Origin of the sequence: Granulicella mallensis (assembly GCF_014203225.1) — a bacterium.
Classification (GTDB): Bacteria; Acidobacteriota; Terriglobia; order Terriglobales; family Acidobacteriaceae; genus Granulicella; species Granulicella mallensis_A.
In genome coordinates, this window is record NZ_JACHIO010000015.1 from 1 (window position 1) to 14,917 (window position 14,917).

The following is a 14,917-nucleotide window of genomic DNA, read 5'->3' on the forward strand; positions in this document are numbered from 1 at the left end:
CACCCCGGTGGCGATGGAGAAGGGCCTGCGCTTCGCAATCCGCGAAGGCGGTCGTACCGTCGGCGCGGGTACCATCTCCGAGATCATCAAGTAAGACTCTTCGATAAGAAGGTTTTGCTTCTCGGATACAGATAACGAGGACTGCCGGTTCGCCAAGAGGTACGACGGCCGGCAGTCACTCCAGGCGTTCTTTGAATAAAGTGCTTTTTGACAAAGCATAGAAAGATATTGGTTCAACATGGCACAGCAGCGCATTCGCATCCGTCTCAAGGCTTATGACTACCGCGTCCTGGACGTCTCCACCAGCGAGATCGTCGAGACGGCTAAGCGCACCGGCGCACAGGTTGCGGGACCGATTCCCCTGCCGACGATGAAGAACAAGTATTGCGTTCTGCGCTCGCCCCACGTCGACAAGAAGTCGCGCGAGGCCTTCGAGATCCGCACGCACAAGCGTCTGATCGACATCCTTGAGCCCACGCAGCAGACCGTCGACGCGCTCATGAAGCTCGACCTGCCGGCGGGTGTGGACGTAGAGATCAAGACGGTTACCAAGTAATAAGCAAGTCAGCAAGTCAGCAAGTCAGCCTAAAAGCTGATTCGCTGACGCGAAGCAAGCTGACTGGCCGACTCGCTAAAAAAGAAGTACCTACAGTGCCGCGATCAACGCAGCATGATGAGGAAAGGGAAGTATGTCAGTTACAGGAATTCTCGGTAAGAAGATCGGCATGACGCAGTTGTTCGATGATCGCGGTGATATTCACCCGGTTACGGTGCTGAAGGTTGGCCCATGCGTTATCACGCAGCTCAAGACCCAGCAGACGGATGGCTACAGCGCCGCCCAGATCGGTCTCGTTGAGTTCGTCAAGGCTTCCAAGATCAACAAGGCCATGACCGGACACTTCGCGAAGTCGAATGTGCCTCCTGTCAGGGAGATCCGCGAAGTTCAGATCGAGTTCGTTGAAGAGGGTGAAGAGGCGCCGAAGGCTGGCGATCGCGTCACGGTTGAGATCTTCAATGAGACCCGTTTTGTCGACGTGATCGGCAACTCCAAGGGGCGTGGTTTTGCGGGCGTCATTCGCCGCCACGGTTTCGGCGGCGGTCCCAAGTCGCACGGTCATATGTTCCAGGTGCAGGGTTCTATCGGCGCTTCGTCGTTCCCCTCGCGCGTGTTCCCTGGTCAGCGTATGCCTGGCCACATGGGCACCAACCAGGTGACGGTTCGCAACCTCCGCATTCGCGGCATCGACGTAGAGGACAACCTTCTCCTCGTTGAGGGCGCGGTTCCCGGAGCTCGTGATGGATATGTTCTCGTTTCGAAGTCCGTTGCTCCTCCGCGTGAGCGTCGTGGATTTGCCGGTGCCGCTACGAAGGACGCGTTGAAGGCTTCCAAGAAGGCAGCAGCACCCAAGAAGAAGTAAGCATTCGTAAACCTCTGCTCGGGGAATAGACCGATACAGCAGACGAACAAAGTTAAGGCGCACCGCATCGATGGTGCGCACGAAGAGAGAAGAAGATGGCAAACATCAACGTAGTCAATCTCACGGGAGCCAAGGTCGGCGAGTTCGAGCTCGACGAGGTTTTCGCGGGAGAAGTAAACGAGGCTCTGCTCTGGGAGGCGGTCAAGCACTATCGCGCCAGCCTTCGCCAGGGTACGCACGCCACCAAGAATCGTAAGCTCGTCTCCGGCGCAGGTAAGAAGCTGTGGAAGCAGAAGGGCACGGGCCGCGCCCGCGTCGGTTCGATCCGCACTCCCCTCTGGCGTGGCGGCGGTACGGTCCACGGACCTCAGCCGCGCAGCTATGAGTATGCTTTCCCGCGCAAGAAGCTGATGGGCGCTCTGCGCTCGGCTATCGCTTCGAAGATTGCCGACGGCAAGTTCACCGTGGTTGAGAACTTCGATGTGAGCGAAGGCAAGACCAAGCTCTATCGCACCGCGCTGAACAAGCTCGAAGCGAAGAAGACCGCGCTCCTGGTAGAGACCTCGCAGCAGCTCAGCGAGAAGCTCTATCTCGGTTCGCGTAACCTTCAGGGTGTGGAGCTGGTGCTCTCGTCCGAGGTTCACCCCTACGATCTGCTCAAGTATGAGCATGCGATCTTCTCGAAGGCCGCGATCGAGGCCCTGCAGGAGACGCTGAAGAAGTCCGTTTCCAAGCGCAAGCACGCTGAGAAGGAGGCTGCATAATGCCTACCGTTTATAACGTCATTCGTCGTCCGCTCATTACCGAGAAGGCCCTGACGAGCCGTGAAGTTGAAGGCTCGCTCGTATTCGAGGTTGCCGCCAATGCCAGCAAGACCGAGGTCAAGCAGGCTGTCGAGCACCTCTTCAACGTCAAGGTTGCGAGCATTCGCACCGCCAACGTTGTAGGCAAAGAGCGTCGTCGTGGCAAGTTCGCTGGTTTCCTCCCCGACTGGAAGAAGGCGTATGTCCGCCTGAAGGCCGGCGAGAAGGTTCCCGACTTCGCTGCAGAGATTTAGTACGAGTTGTCAGTTCTCCGTTCTGAAGAAGATCGACTTAAAGCTGACAACTGAGAACTGACAACGATCCAGGCCAGGCGCGAGACCAATATGCGCCTGGCAGGCAAAGGAAGAAGCACCATGCCGATTAAGAGTTTCCGTCCGATTACGCCGACCCTCCGCTTCCAGACGAAGCTGGTCAATGACGACATCACGACCGACAAGCCGTATAAGCCGCTGCTGGCTGTAAAGCCGCGCACCGGCGGCCGTAACAACATGGGCAAGATGGTCATCCGCCACCAGGGCGGAGGCCACAAGCAGAAGCTGCGCCTCATCGACTTCAAGCGCGACAAGTACGGTATCCCCGGCACCGTCGCGACCGTTGAATACGATCCGAACCGCAGCTCGCGCATCGCGCTCATTAACTACGCGGACGGTGAGAAGCGCTACATCATTCAGCCGGTTGGGCTGAAGGTTGGGCAGAAGATCATGAGCGGCCCCGAGGCCGACATCCTGATCGGCAACGCCCTGCCGCTCAAGTTCATCCCTACCGGTACGATCGTTCATAACATCGAACTCCGTCCTGGCAAGGGTGCGCAGATGGCGCGTTCGGCCGGCGCACAGGTCAACCTGATCGCGAAGGAAGGCGACTACGCCCTCCTGAAGCTGCCCTCCGGCGAGACTCGCAAGGTACTCGTAGAGTGCATGGCGACGATCGGCCAGGTCGGCAACACCGATCATGAGAATGTCACGATCGGTAAGGCTGGACGCAACCGCTGGAAGGGCATTCGCCCGGCCAACCGCGGCGTCTCGATGAACCCGGTCGATCACCCGCACGGTGGTGGTGAAGGTAAGACCTCAGGCGGCCGTCACCCGGTTACGCCGTGGGGCCAGCCGACACGTGGCTACAAGACTCGTAACAATAAGCGCACTGACACGTTCATCGTTCAGCGTCGCACGAAGTAACTCACAGCCCGGAGGAGCATCGCCAAGGCGATGCAGACGGGCAAACACCAAGTCTCGGAACTCCTCACGAGATTCGTTGTATCGAGTACCCAGGAGTTTCAAATGTCACGTTCGACAAAGAAAGGCCCGTTCATCGACGCTCACCTGATGGTGAAGATCGACACCATGAACGCCGCCAACGACAAGAAGGTCATCCGCACCTGGTCGCGCCGGTCCACCATCCATCCCGACATGGTTGGTCACACCATCGCTGTGCACAATGGGCGCAAGTTCATTCCGGTCTACTGCACCGAAAACATGGTCGGGCACAAGCTCGGCGAGTTCTCGGCTACCCGCACCTTCAAGGGCCACTCCGCGAAGGCTGGCGACACAGCGAAGGCGAAGTAAAAAAGATTTCGACAAAAGGCGTTTGCTTTTTGTTCTAAGGATCAGCAATGGCAAAAGTAACAGCACCGAAAGCTCCCGAGTTCCGCGCCGAGGCCAAATTCCAGCGCGGCAGTCCGCAGAAGGCCAAGCTCGTGCTCGACCTCATCAAGGGTCAGCGCGTTGAGGCCGCTATCAACACGGTCGCGTTCACCAACAAGCGTTGGTCCCCGATCGTCGAGAAGGTACTGCGTTCGGCAGTGCAGAATGCCGTGTATCTCTCCGGCGAGCAGGGCCTGGACGTCGACGTCGATAACCTCTACGTCAAGACGGCCATCGCGAACGAAGGCCCGCGCATGAAGCGTATCCGCCCTGCTCCAATGGGACGCGCCTTCCGCTACCAGCGCCGCATTTCGCACATCATCATCACCGTAGCGGAGAAGAAGTCCGCTGCAACGGCTAACGTTGAGGCTCCAGCTACACCGGCGAAGAAGACTGCCGGCAAGCCCGCCGCGAAGAAGGCCGCTACCAAGGCTCCAGCCAAGAAAGCTGCTGCCAAGAAGGCTCCAGCGAAGAAGGCTGCTGCTAAGTAGTTCAACGGGAATTTCAAGAAGCAATCGGTTGACTGAAGTTTAGAAAGCAACCGGTTGATTCTCTCTAACAGGTAATTTGCAGTATCAGCCGCGCCGGCTCAACCGGCTATGGCTCAGGTAAAGGGAAGCTATGGGACAGAAAGTCCATCCGTATGGATTCCGACTCGGCATCAACAAACCGTGGAAGTCGCGGTGGTTCACCGAGCGCGGTTTTGACAAGCTGCTGGTTGAGGATGTCAAGCTGAAGGCAGAGCTTCGCGAGAAGCTGAAGGCCGCCGGCGTCAGCTCCGTCGAGGTCGAGCGCCCCGGCAACAAGCTGCGCCTCATCATCCGCACTGCGCGTCCGGGTATCATCATCGGCCGCAAGGGCGCGGAGATCGATAAGCTCAAGGCCGATATCCAGAAGCGGACCAACCGCGAGGTCTTTATTGATATCCTCGAGGTCAACAAGCCGGAGCTCGATGCTCAGCTCGTCGCCGAGAACATCGCGCTGCAGCTCGAGAAGCGCGTCTCGTTCCGCCGTGCGATGCGTAAGAGCGTCGATTCGGCGCTGCGTTTCGGCTGCAAGGGCATCAAGGTCCGCGTTTCGGGCCGCCTGAACGGTAACGAAATCGCACGCTCGGAGTGGTATCTCCAGGGCCGTCTGCCGCTGCACACGCTGCGCGCCGACATTGACTACGGTTTTGCCGAGGCGCACACCACCTACGGCATCATCGGCGTCAAGACCTGGGTTTATCGCGGCGATATCTATGAGCAAAAGAAGCGTCGCGAACCGGCTCCTGTCACGACCGGCGCGTTCTAAATCTTTGCGGGAGATTTGCGGGCTGGATAAGTCCGCAAATTTCCTGTAAACTTAACAAGCTTCGGCCCCGAGTCTGCGCGGCTACTTCCAGTGCAGAGACCCCGGCTGAATCATCCGACCCATTCGCGGACGTTTCATTGCAACATCACGCGGACGTTAGAAGGAATTCCTCATGCTTTTGCCCAAGAAGGTTAAATACCGCAAGCAGCAGCGCGGCCGCATGTGCGGCAAGGCGTGGCGCGGCTCCGACATCTCGTTTGGCGATTTTGGTCTCAAGGTTCTGGAGTGCGGTTACATCACCGACCGCCAGATCGAGGCCTCTCGTATCGCCATGACGCGTTTCATCAAGCGTGGCGGCAAGGTCTGGCTGCGTCTCTTCCCGGACAAGCCCATCACCAAGAAGCCTGCCGAAACCCGTATGGGTAAGGGCAAGGGTGCTCCGGATCACTGGGTCGCCGTCGTTCGTCCGGGCAAGATCCTGTTCGAGATGGAAGGCGTTCCGGTTGAGCTTGCGAAGGAAGCCATGCGTCTCGCGGCGCACAAGCTGCCGCTCAAGACCACCTTCGTCGTCCGCCCCGGCATGAAGCCCGAAGTGGCCGCTAAGTAGCTTTTATTTGCATCTCTGGTTGCCTGCTCCAAGCGCCGTAAGGAATCTGTTCTACCTCGCTTGCAGTGGCAACAACATAGAAGGAAGTCATTATGGAACTCGAAAAGATCCGCAGTCTGAGTGAAGAGGAGTTGAAGGGCGAAGAGGCCAAGGCCGCTGAGCAGCTCTTCCGCATCCGTTTCGCTAAGAGCCTCGGCAAGCAGGAGGGCGTCAGCAAGATCCGTAGCCTCAAGCTTGACATTGCTCGCTTCAAGACCATCGCTCGCGAGCGTCAGCTCGCCACCGCTAAGGCAGGGAAGGAATAACCATGGCCGATACCACCGTAACTACCGCGCCAGCGACCGAGCAGGCCGCACCGCGCCGCAATGAGAAGGTCGGCCAGGTCGTCTCGACCAAGATGCAGAAGACCATCGTTGTCGAGATCGAAATGCGCAAGGCGCACCCCAAGTACAAGCGCGTGATGAAGTCGAACAAGAAGTTCTACGCGCACGACGAGCAGAACTCAGCACGTGTGGGCGATGTCGTCCGCATTCGCGAGTCACGTCCTCTGTCGAAGCTCAAGCGCTGGTCGCTTGAGGAGATCATTCGCCGCTCGTCCTTGTCGGCTCTGCCTGACGAGAAGCCGTCGCGGGCCGAGAACGCCATCCAGAAGGCGTAATCGATTTGTTTTTGAGGGGTTGATTCTAGCCTCGATGCACTACCAAGTTTCCGCGCGGGGCCCAGGCCTCCCGCTGCTGCAAGGAGATCTACCATGGCAGTTCAAATGCGCACCATCCTTGCCGTCGCCGACAACTCCGGCGCCCGCAAGCTCCAGGTTATTCTGCCGCTCGGCGGCGGTCTCGGTAAGAAGGCCGGTCTCGGCGACGTCGTTACGGCGGCCGTCAAGGAAGCTTCTCCCGATGGCACCGTCAAGAAGGGCAAGGTCGTGAAGGCGGTCATCGTCCGTACGCACAAGGAATATCGCCGTCGCGACGGCACGTATATCCGCTTCGATGAGAATGCGGCTGTTGTGATCAACGATGCGATGGAGCCGGTTGGCACGCGCGTCTTCGGTCCCGTCGCCCGTGAGCTCCGCGAGAAGAAGTTCCTCAAGATCGTCTCGCTCGCTCCCGAAGTCATTTAGTTTCGCGCCGCATTGGTTTGCGGCGCAATAAAGCGGATTCCGGCTCCGCGGTAGTGGATCGCCGAGGCAGGAGAGTCGTTATGCCAAGCAAGTTCAAGCCGATCATCGCCAGCAAGATTCGCATCAAGCGCAACGATCAGGTTGTCGTCATCGCCGGTAAGGACAAGGGCAAGAAGGGCCGCGTCCTGCGTGTCATCGTCGCCAAGCAGCGCGTGCTGGTTGAAGGCGTCGGCATGATCAAGAAGCACGTCAAGCCCGACCCGCAGCGGAATATTGCCGGCGGCATCGCCGAGCAGGAAGCTCCGATCCACGTGTCCAACGTGATGCTGGTCGATAGCGAAGGCAAGGCAACTCGTCTCGGCCACCAGGTCGAAGGTGACAAGAAGACCCGCGTTGCTCGTACCAACGGCGTAGTGATTGCCGATAAGGTCGAGAAAAAGGCGAAGGCCAAGAAGTAAGAAATTAGTTCTCAGGAGTGAGCTCTCGGTTGTCAGTGAGGGCGAAATGATCTTCTGGGAACGGACAACGGAGAGCTGACATCTCCAATTGAGCACCCCACGAAACGGTACACAGCGCAAGCTACCCCGGAACCGTGGAGAAAGAGAAGAAGCCACATGGCAGCACGTTTGAAAGAGAAGTACCACAGCGAGATCAAGTTGGCCCTGCAGAAGGACCTTGGCCTCGACAACATCATGGCGGTTCCCAAGCTCGAGAAGATCGTGATCAACATGGGTCTTGGCGAAGCGACACAGAACGTCAAGATCATGGATCCTTTGCTCGCCGATCTCGGCGCGATTGCCGGTCAGAAGCCGGTCATCACCAAGGCGAAGAAGTCCATCGCGGCCTTCAAGCTGCGTGAGGGCATGCCGATCGGTGCGATGGTTACCCTTCGCGGCGATACGATGTACGAGTTCCTCGACCGCCTCATCTCGATCGCTCTGCCCCGCGTACGTGACTTCCGTGGTGTTTCGTCCAAGTCGTTCGATGGACGCGGCAACTACACGCTCGGCCTGCGCGACCAGTTGATCTTCGCTGAAATCGACTACGCGAAGGTGGACAAGACCAAGGGTATGAACGTCACCATCGTGACGACCGCATTGGACGACAATGGCGCTCGATCACTGCTCAAGCACTTCGGCATGCCGTTCCGCCAGGGTGCATAGGCTGTAGAGGTTTCGGCCTCGAATCGTTTCGATAAGTTTGCAGTAAGATAGAGAGAGTAAAAAGTTATGGCTACTACAGCAAAGCGCGTCAAAGACGCCCGCACGCCGAAGTTCAAATCACGCCAGCACAACCGCTGCCAGCTTTGCGGCCGTCCGCGCGCTTTCCTGCGCAAGTTCGGTATCTGCCGTCTGTGCTTCCGTGGTCTTGCGCTCAAGGGCGAGATTCCGGGCGTCGTCAAGTCCAGCTGGTAAGCTGCGCAATCGCTTCCACCTAAGAGCACAATGGACATCGGTCCCTTGGGCTTTAGGTGTGGAACGGGGCTTCAGCCCCGGCCCTCCCTGAGGGTGAGACAAATATCGGCGTGACACGCTGCAAAGCGAACCGCCACAACCATTCCCGCAGGTTCTCCTGGCTGATCAGTCCGGAGCGAACGGGGGATGAAAGGAAAACGATGAACCTTACCGATCCAGTCGCAGACTTCCTCACGCGCATTCGCAACGCACACCGTGCTCGCCACCAGAAGCTCGACGCTCCAGCCTCCAAGCTCAAGACTGAGATTGCCCGCATCCTCAAGGAAGAGGGCTACATCGCAAACTACAAGGCCGCCGAAGAAGAAGGCCAGAAGGTTCTGCGCGTGTACCTGAAGTACGGCCCGAACAACGAGCCGGTGATCCGCGACCTCAAGCGCATCTCGCGTCCCGGCTGCCGCGTGTACCTGGGCAGGGACGAGATTCGTCGCGTCCAGGGTGGCCTCGGCATCTCGATCATGACTACCCCCAAGGGTGTTATGACCGGACGTCAGGCCCGTCGCGAAGGTGTTGGCGGCGAAATCCTCGCAGAAGTCTGGTAGTTCCCGGGGTAGCGGTGGGCTTTGGCTCACCGCTGCCCGTACAAGTTTGAAAGGGCTTTGGCCCAGGCCCAAGGCGAGCCATGATCGCCGGCTGCAGTGGAACGAAGCCTAAACTCTTCGCGACTCGCAAGCCATAAAGGATTTTGAAATGTCACGTATCGGCAAGAAGCCCATCACGCTGCCTAAGGGCGTCAAGTACACAATGCAGAGCAACATCTGTGTTGTCGAGGGTCCCAAGGGCAAAGTTAACGCTTTGATTCCCGACGGCATCACGCTTTCCGAGAAGGACGGCATTCTTACTGTCGAGCGCCCTGACGATAAGCACGCTGCGGTCCACGGGCTGGCTCGCGCTCTCGTCTTCAACGCTGTTGAGGGTGTGACGAATGGCTGGAAGAAGGAGCTTGACGTTGTCGGTATCGGTTACCGCGTCGAGATGAAGGGCAAGGATATGGTCGTGTTCACACTCGGCTACTCCCACCCCATCGAGTTCCCCTTGCCTACCGGTATCGAAGTTGCCATCGACCCCAAGCAGACCCATGTTACGGTCTCGGGCATCGATCGCCAGAAGGTCGGCCAGATTGCCGCGGACATGCGTTCGCTGCGCAAGCCTGATCCTTACAAGAACAAGGGTGTTCGCTACTCCGACGAGAAGCTCAAGAAGAAGGTCGGAAAGACGGGCGCTAAGTAATAGGGCGTAGGGTCTAGGGTTCAGAAGGCGATGCTTTCTGGGCCCTGAACCCTGGCCCTGACCTCTCAGCAATTCACCGAACGTCGTCTTCATTGAGGCGACGCTACTAGGAAGGAAAGATCATGATCAATCTCCGCAAACGCAATGACATTCGCCAGCGCGTGCACTTTCGCATCCGTGCGAAGATCTCCGGCACCGCCGAGCGTCCCCGTCTCAACGTGTATCGTTCGTTGAACCACATCTACACGCAGCTCATCGACGACGCGACCGGCACCACCATCGTCTCGGCTTCCACCATCAGCAAGAAGGGTGAGGGCAAGACCGCAGGCGGTAACGTTGAAGCCGCAAAGACTGTCGGCAAGCTGATCGCAGAGCGCGCTCAGGAGAAGGGCATCAAGAAGGTGGTCTTCGATCGTGGCGGTTACCTGTATCACGGTCGCATCAAGGCGCTGGCCGATGCTGCTCGCGAAGCCGGGCTGGAGTTCTAAGGTTTGCTGTCAGGCGCACCGCGCCAGAAGGATTAAGGAAAATAATGGTTACGAAGAAGAGACTCGACGGCAACCGGATGAACCTCAAGGATGAGGTCGTCTCCATCAACCGCGTCACCAAGGTCGTCAAGGGCGGCAAGAACATGTCGTTTGCGGCGCTGGTCATCGTTGGCGACGCTGCTGAAGGCGTGGTCGGCTACGGCTCCGGCAAGGCCAAGGAAGTGCCCCAGGCTATCCGCAAGGGCATTGAAGCGGCGAAGAAGAACCTGATCAAGGTCAACCTGACGGAGTACACGATTCCGCACCAGGTGCTTGGCCACTTCGGTTCGGGTGAAGTTCTATTGAAGCCCGCTCCTGAAGGTACGGGCGTCATCGCCGGCAAGACGGTACGCGCCGTCATGACCGCTGCCGGTGTGCAGAACGTGCTGACCAAGAGCCTTGGCTCGGCCAATCCGCACAACGTGATCAAGGCTACCTTCGACGCGCTCACCCAGCTTCGCGATCGCGCTGAAGTTGCCGCTCTGCGTGGCAAGTCAGTCGACGAACTTTAAGAAATGCAGAGGGTAGGGAATAGAGCATAGAGAGTAGAGAAAGATTTGGTCTACACTCTATCCTCTTCACTCCATCCTCTCCCTCAACGGAGAAGAACAATGGCAGCCGAAAACAAGATTAAACTCCAGTACTTCCGCTCGCAGATCTGCACGCCGGTCAAGCACAAGCTCGTCGTCAAGGGCCTGGGCTTCACGCGCCTGAATCAGATTGTCGAACGCGAAGATACACCGTCGATCCGCGGTATGGTGAATAAGATTCCTCACCTCGTCCGTATCGTCGACTAGTGAAATGTTCTCAGTGGTTGGTTCTCAGTTGTCAGTGAGAATGCAAAGAAGCTGAGAACCGGGAACGGAGAACTGACATCTCCGCAACAGATGCGAGTCGGCTACCAGCCGGCGTTAGCGAGGAAATCATGGCACTTAATCTCAGCAATCTCAAAGCGCCCAAAAAGGCGAATGAAAACAAGAAGCGCGTTGGCCGCGGTATGGGTTCGGGTATGGGTAAGACCTCGACCCGCGGTCACAAGGGTCAGGGTTCGCGTTCGGGCTCCAGCCTGATGCGCGGTTTTGAAGGCGGCCAGATGCCGCTGCACCGCCGCCTGCCGAAGCGTGGCTTTACCAACATCTTCCGCGTCGAATACGCCGTCCTCGGCCTCGACCGCATCGCCGAGCTGAACGAGAGCGAACTCACCCTCGAGAAGCTCACCGAGCATGGGATTCTGAAGAAGCGCAACGGCCTGGTGAAGGTCCTCGCGAACGGCGAGCTGAAGTCGGCTGTCACGGTGCATGCGCACAAGTTCTCGAAGGCTGCCTTGAAGGCTATCGAGGCTGCCGGCGGTAAGGCTATCGTTGTTGGCGAACCTGTTTCCGCTGCCTAATGGTTCATGGGCCGGGGCATGAGCCCCGGCCTTGTTATGTGAACGCGAATTTCCGCGTAGAATGTTTCTCAAGAACCCCAGCAGAGATCGGTTCCGCTGAAACAGTGTGCGGTACTCTGCCTGAAGCTTCGAAATCCGAAATTCGGTTTAAGGCCTTCTTCCACGATGCTCGAGAAATTCCTCAACATCTTCCGTATCCGCGACCTGCGCAATCGCATTGGCTTTACGCTCGGGATGCTCGCGATCTACCGCCTGGGTGGACATATTCCTACGCCCGGCATCAACGCCGACATGGTCGCGCAGTTCTTCAATCAGAACTCCGGCTCGGCTCTGGGACTGCTCGATCTGTTCAATGGCGGCAACCTGCGCAAGGCAACAATCTTCGCGCTGGGCATCATGCCTTACATTACGGCGTCGATCATCTTCCAGTTGCTTACGGTTATCTATGAGCCGTTGGCGAAGCTGCAGAAGGAAGGCGAGCTTGGCCGCCGCAAGATCACCCAGTGGACGCGCTACGTCACGGTGGTTCTGGCGGTTGTGCAGAGCTTCTTCATCGCTCTTACTTTGACCAGCACGCAGGCCGGCCAGTCGATGGTCAACGTCAGCCGTGCTCAGTTCATTCCACTGTGCGTTATCACTCTGACCTGCGGCACCGCCTTTATCATGTGGCTGGGTGAGCAGATCACAGAGCGTGGCATTGGCAATGGTATGTCGCTGCTGATCTTCACGGGTATCGTCGTCGGCTTGCCACGCGGTGTGGAGGACCTCTACGAGAAGGCCCATACAGCTGTCTGGGGTGGTTTTACTCCCATTGCGGTTGGGATGATTATCGCGTTGATGATCGCTGTTGTGGCCTTCATTGTTTATGTAGAACGCTCTGAGCGCCGTATTCCGATTCAGTCAGCCAAGCGTATGGTCGGTCGCCGCATGGCTGCACCGGATTCCAGCTTTCTGCCGCTCAAGGTGAACTCCGGTGGCGTGATGCCGGTCATCTTCGCCAGCTCAATTCTGTCATTCCCGCTCTTGTTGCAGGGTGTCAATGTCTTCGGCGTTCCTCTCCGCGATAGCAAATACCTGGGGCCCGTCTTCCGGAACCTCGCGCCCTCTGAACCCTGGTATGAACTCATCTCGATTGCGGCGATCATCTTCTTCGCGTACTTCTACATCTCGATCATCTTCCGTCCGGACGATATCGCGGACAATATGCGCAAGTACGGCAGCTTTATTCCCGGCATCCGTCCAGGCAAGCGCACCTCCGATTTCATCAACGATGTGCTGACGCGCATCACACTGGTTGGAGCGATCTATCTCAGTATTATTTGGATCATTCCGACGATGCTGGTCAGCGGTATCCACTTCAACCATCTGTGGCTCGTTGGCAAGTTCTTCGATACCCTTCCAACGTGGACTACCAATGGCCTTGGCCTTAACTTCTACTTCGGCGGCACATCGTTGCTGATCGTTGTGGGTGTTGCCATGGATACGGTGCAGCAGATCGAATCGCAACTGATCATGCGCCACTACGAAGGCTTTACGCCCAAGTCCGGGCGTATTCGTGGCCGCCGTAGCTGGTAGTTTCAAACTCGTTTGACGCAGGAACCCACGTCTGCAGGTCTGGGCGTGGGTTCTTACGTTGTTCGTTCATCCTTTGTGATTCTTCAAGGTAGAACGATGAACCTCTTCACCCTTGTTCTTCATCAAAGCTGAGTCCTATGTCTAAACCCCTTCCCAACGCGAGCGATTTCCTTCCCGGCCCTGTACTGTTGCTCGGGGCACCCGGAGTGGGCAAAGGCACACAGGCCAAACGTTTGATGGATGAGTTCAACATCCCTCAGATCTCTACCGGCGATCTGCTGCGTGAGCATCGGCGCAATCACACGCCGCTTGGCATGCTGGCCGATGAGCTGATGAGCCAGGGTAAGCTGGTTCCTGACGATCTCGTCAACCAGATGGTGGCGGTCCGTTTTCAGGATCCTGATACCCAGCACGGCTACATCCTGGATGGCTTTCCGCGCACGCTCAACCAGGCGGAGTGGCTCGACGGTCAACTTGTTGCCTACCTGCTGCCGGTCGTTGCGGTCAATATTGTTGTCGACGAAAAGGTCCTGCTGGAGCGCATTACCGGGCGGCGTATCTCTCCCGCCGGGCGCATCTACAACATCTACACCACTCCGCCCAAGGTTGAAGGCATCTGTGATGTCGATGGCAGCAAGCTCGAACAGCGCGCTGACGATACGGAAGAGGTCTTTCATGAGCGCATGAAGACCTTCCGGGTCAAGACGGCGGCTGTCATCGAATACTATCGTTCACACGGAAATCGCTTTGCCGAGGTCGATGGGGATCGTCCTGTTGATGAGGTGACAAAAGGCATCCGTGCCGCGCTTCTGAAGCTTCGGCATCATCCGGAAAACGGAGAATAAAGTTTGAAAGAGGAGAGCTCTTATGCTCCCTCTCTGCGTACGGCTTTCAACGTTCCACCCCTGAATTTATGGCTATTCTCATCAAATCCGCTGCCGAGATCGAAAAGATGCGCATCTCCGGCATTGCCCTGCGCAAGGTGCACGAGGCTGTGAAGTCTGTAGTTCGCGCCGGTGTGACCACCATGGACCTGGAACGCGCGGCTGAAGCCAAGGTCGCAGAGCTTGGAGCGAAGGCTGCCTTCAAGGGATACCACGGGTATCCGGCGGTACTTTGCACCTCGGTGAACGAAGAGGTCATCCACGGCATTCCCAGCGAGCGGCGTACACTGCGCGAGGGAGATGTTGTCTCCGTGGATTGCGGCGTCATCGTCGATGGCTATTACTCTGACTGTGCTGTGACCTATCCGGTCGGCAAGCTCAGCCCTGCGGTTGCCAAGCTGCTGCGCGTTACCGAGGCCTCGCTCTATGCGGCCATCGACAAGGCTGTTGTTGGCGGCCGTCTCTTTGACATCTCCCACGCGGTACAGAGCATGTGCGAAAAAGAAGGCTACGGCATTGTGCGCGAGTTTGTCGGGCACGGTATCGGCAAGTCCATGCACGAAGACCCGCAGGTTCCTAACTTCGGAGACCCCGGCAAGGGGCCTCGCCTGAAGGCCGGCATGGTGTTGGCGATCGAGCCGATGATCAATGCTGGCACGGCAGAGGTAAAGGTGCTTGAGGATGGCTGGACCGCTATCACAACCGATGGCAGTGTCAGCGCCCACTTCGAGCATACGGTTGCCATTACCAACGATGGCCCGGTTATCCTGACGCTTTAATTCCTCGACTACGCAATTTGTCTTTGCATTTGTGATTGCAGCTAAGGGCCCCTGTAGAACAGGGGCCCTTAGCTGTTTTGATTCGATTAGGCCCGAGATTTTTGCTAGGTGCGTAGTCGAAGGATGACGCTTCTGATGAATATGTAAGAAAG

The 14,917-nt window shown here is 57.6% G+C and carries 25 protein-coding genes; all 25 read left to right on the forward strand.

Features of this window, described 5'->3' with window-relative positions:
* Nucleotides 1-94, forward strand: a 94-nt coding sequence (locus HDF15_RS16910) for a hypothetical protein (protein ID WP_184257641.1), incomplete at its 5' end; no start/stop codon positions are given.
* Between the two features lie 144 nt (nt 95-238).
* Complete coding sequence (rpsJ, locus tag HDF15_RS16915; protein WP_014263806.1) at nt 239-556, forward strand: 30S ribosomal protein S10; 318 nt, start codon at nt 239-241, stop codon at nt 554-556.
* A 133-nt stretch (nt 557-689) separates the two neighbouring features.
* A complete protein-coding gene (rplC, locus tag HDF15_RS16920; protein WP_184257643.1) occupies nt 690-1,418 on the forward strand; it encodes a 50S ribosomal protein L3 in 729 nt (242 codons plus the stop codon).
* A 95-nt stretch (nt 1,419-1,513) separates the two neighbouring features.
* Nucleotides 1,514-2,182: a 50S ribosomal protein L4 gene (rplD, locus tag HDF15_RS16925; protein WP_184257645.1), complete on the forward strand. Its 669-nt coding sequence runs from the start codon at nt 1,514-1,516 to the stop codon at nt 2,180-2,182.
* A complete protein-coding gene (locus tag HDF15_RS16930; protein ID WP_014263809.1) occupies nt 2,182-2,475 on the forward strand; it encodes a 50S ribosomal protein L23 in 294 nt (97 codons plus the stop codon). The genes rplD and HDF15_RS16930 overlap by 1 nt, the downstream gene beginning before the upstream one ends.
* A gap of 120 nt (nt 2,476-2,595) precedes the next feature.
* A complete protein-coding gene (rplB, locus tag HDF15_RS16935) occupies nt 2,596-3,420 on the forward strand; it encodes a 50S ribosomal protein L2 (protein WP_014263810.1) in 825 nt (274 codons plus the stop codon).
* Nucleotides 3,421-3,522: 102 nt separating this feature from the next.
* Complete coding sequence (rpsS, locus tag HDF15_RS16940; RefSeq protein ID WP_014263811.1) at nt 3,523-3,807, forward strand: 30S ribosomal protein S19; 285 nt, start codon at nt 3,523-3,525, stop codon at nt 3,805-3,807.
* 47 nt (nt 3,808-3,854) lie between these two features.
* Entirely contained in the window at nt 3,855-4,376 is a 522-nt protein-coding gene (gene rplV, locus HDF15_RS16945; RefSeq protein WP_184257647.1) for a 50S ribosomal protein L22, read from the forward strand.
* A gap of 130 nt (nt 4,377-4,506) precedes the next feature.
* On the forward strand, nt 4,507-5,178 hold the full coding sequence (gene rpsC / locus HDF15_RS16950; RefSeq protein WP_014263813.1) for a 30S ribosomal protein S3: 672 nt from the start codon (nt 4,507-4,509) through the stop codon (nt 5,176-5,178).
* 172 nt (nt 5,179-5,350) lie between these two features.
* Nucleotides 5,351-5,785: a 50S ribosomal protein L16 gene (rplP, locus tag HDF15_RS16955; RefSeq protein WP_158824402.1), complete on the forward strand. Its 435-nt coding sequence runs from the start codon at nt 5,351-5,353 to the stop codon at nt 5,783-5,785.
* Nucleotides 5,786-5,877: 92 nt separating this feature from the next.
* Nucleotides 5,878-6,090: a 50S ribosomal protein L29 gene (gene rpmC, locus HDF15_RS16960; RefSeq protein WP_014263815.1), complete on the forward strand. Its 213-nt coding sequence runs from the start codon at nt 5,878-5,880 to the stop codon at nt 6,088-6,090.
* 2 nt (nt 6,091-6,092) lie between these two features.
* The gene (rpsQ, locus tag HDF15_RS16965) at nt 6,093-6,443 is read left to right on the forward strand and encodes a 30S ribosomal protein S17 (RefSeq protein ID WP_014263816.1); all 351 of its coding nucleotides are present in this window, start codon (nt 6,093-6,095) and stop codon (nt 6,441-6,443) included.
* A 93-nt stretch (nt 6,444-6,536) separates the two neighbouring features.
* Nucleotides 6,537-6,908: a 50S ribosomal protein L14 gene (gene rplN / locus HDF15_RS16970; protein WP_014263817.1), complete on the forward strand. Its 372-nt coding sequence runs from the start codon at nt 6,537-6,539 to the stop codon at nt 6,906-6,908.
* Between the two features lie 116 nt (nt 6,909-7,024).
* On the forward strand, nt 7,025-7,366 hold the full coding sequence (rplX, locus tag HDF15_RS16975) for a 50S ribosomal protein L24 (protein WP_184257906.1): 342 nt from the start codon (nt 7,025-7,027) through the stop codon (nt 7,364-7,366).
* A gap of 156 nt (nt 7,367-7,522) precedes the next feature.
* Nucleotides 7,523-8,071 (forward strand): 50S ribosomal protein L5, encoded by a 549-nt coding sequence (gene rplE, locus HDF15_RS16980; RefSeq protein ID WP_014263819.1) that lies wholly within the window; start codon nt 7,523-7,525, stop codon nt 8,069-8,071.
* A gap of 66 nt (nt 8,072-8,137) precedes the next feature.
* The gene (locus HDF15_RS16985; RefSeq protein ID WP_014263820.1) at nt 8,138-8,323 is read left to right on the forward strand and encodes a type Z 30S ribosomal protein S14; all 186 of its coding nucleotides are present in this window, start codon (nt 8,138-8,140) and stop codon (nt 8,321-8,323) included.
* A 200-nt stretch (nt 8,324-8,523) separates the two neighbouring features.
* Nucleotides 8,524-8,922, forward strand: a complete 399-nt coding sequence (gene rpsH, locus HDF15_RS16990; RefSeq protein WP_184257649.1) for a 30S ribosomal protein S8 — start codon at nt 8,524-8,526, stop codon at nt 8,920-8,922.
* Between the two features lie 148 nt (nt 8,923-9,070).
* Nucleotides 9,071-9,610 carry a 50S ribosomal protein L6 gene (gene rplF, locus HDF15_RS16995; protein ID WP_184257651.1) on the forward strand — a complete coding sequence of 180 codons (540 nt, stop codon included), beginning with the start codon at nt 9,071-9,073 and terminating at the stop codon, nt 9,608-9,610.
* Between the two features lie 122 nt (nt 9,611-9,732).
* Nucleotides 9,733-10,098, forward strand: coding sequence for a 50S ribosomal protein L18 (rplR, locus tag HDF15_RS17000; RefSeq protein ID WP_014263823.1), 366 nt, complete (start codon nt 9,733-9,735; stop codon nt 10,096-10,098).
* A 44-nt stretch (nt 10,099-10,142) separates the two neighbouring features.
* Nucleotides 10,143-10,649: a 30S ribosomal protein S5 gene (gene rpsE / locus HDF15_RS17005; RefSeq protein ID WP_014263824.1), complete on the forward strand. Its 507-nt coding sequence runs from the start codon at nt 10,143-10,145 to the stop codon at nt 10,647-10,649.
* Nucleotides 10,650-10,748: 99 nt separating this feature from the next.
* Nucleotides 10,749-10,934, forward strand: coding sequence for a 50S ribosomal protein L30 (gene rpmD / locus HDF15_RS17010; RefSeq protein ID WP_184257653.1), 186 nt, complete (start codon nt 10,749-10,751; stop codon nt 10,932-10,934).
* Between the two features lie 128 nt (nt 10,935-11,062).
* Nucleotides 11,063-11,527 (forward strand): 50S ribosomal protein L15, encoded by a 465-nt coding sequence (rplO, locus tag HDF15_RS17015; RefSeq protein WP_014263826.1) that lies wholly within the window; start codon nt 11,063-11,065, stop codon nt 11,525-11,527.
* Between the two features lie 165 nt (nt 11,528-11,692).
* On the forward strand, nt 11,693-13,102 hold the full coding sequence (gene secY / locus HDF15_RS17020) for a preprotein translocase subunit SecY (RefSeq protein WP_184257655.1): 1,410 nt from the start codon (nt 11,693-11,695) through the stop codon (nt 13,100-13,102).
* A 137-nt stretch (nt 13,103-13,239) separates the two neighbouring features.
* Nucleotides 13,240-13,947, forward strand: coding sequence for an adenylate kinase (locus HDF15_RS17025; RefSeq protein ID WP_184257657.1), 708 nt, complete (start codon nt 13,240-13,242; stop codon nt 13,945-13,947).
* A 68-nt stretch (nt 13,948-14,015) separates the two neighbouring features.
* Nucleotides 14,016-14,765 carry a type I methionyl aminopeptidase gene (gene map / locus HDF15_RS17030; RefSeq protein ID WP_044177677.1) on the forward strand — a complete coding sequence of 250 codons (750 nt, stop codon included), beginning with the start codon at nt 14,016-14,018 and terminating at the stop codon, nt 14,763-14,765.
* Nucleotides 14,766-14,917 lie beyond the last annotated feature (152 nt).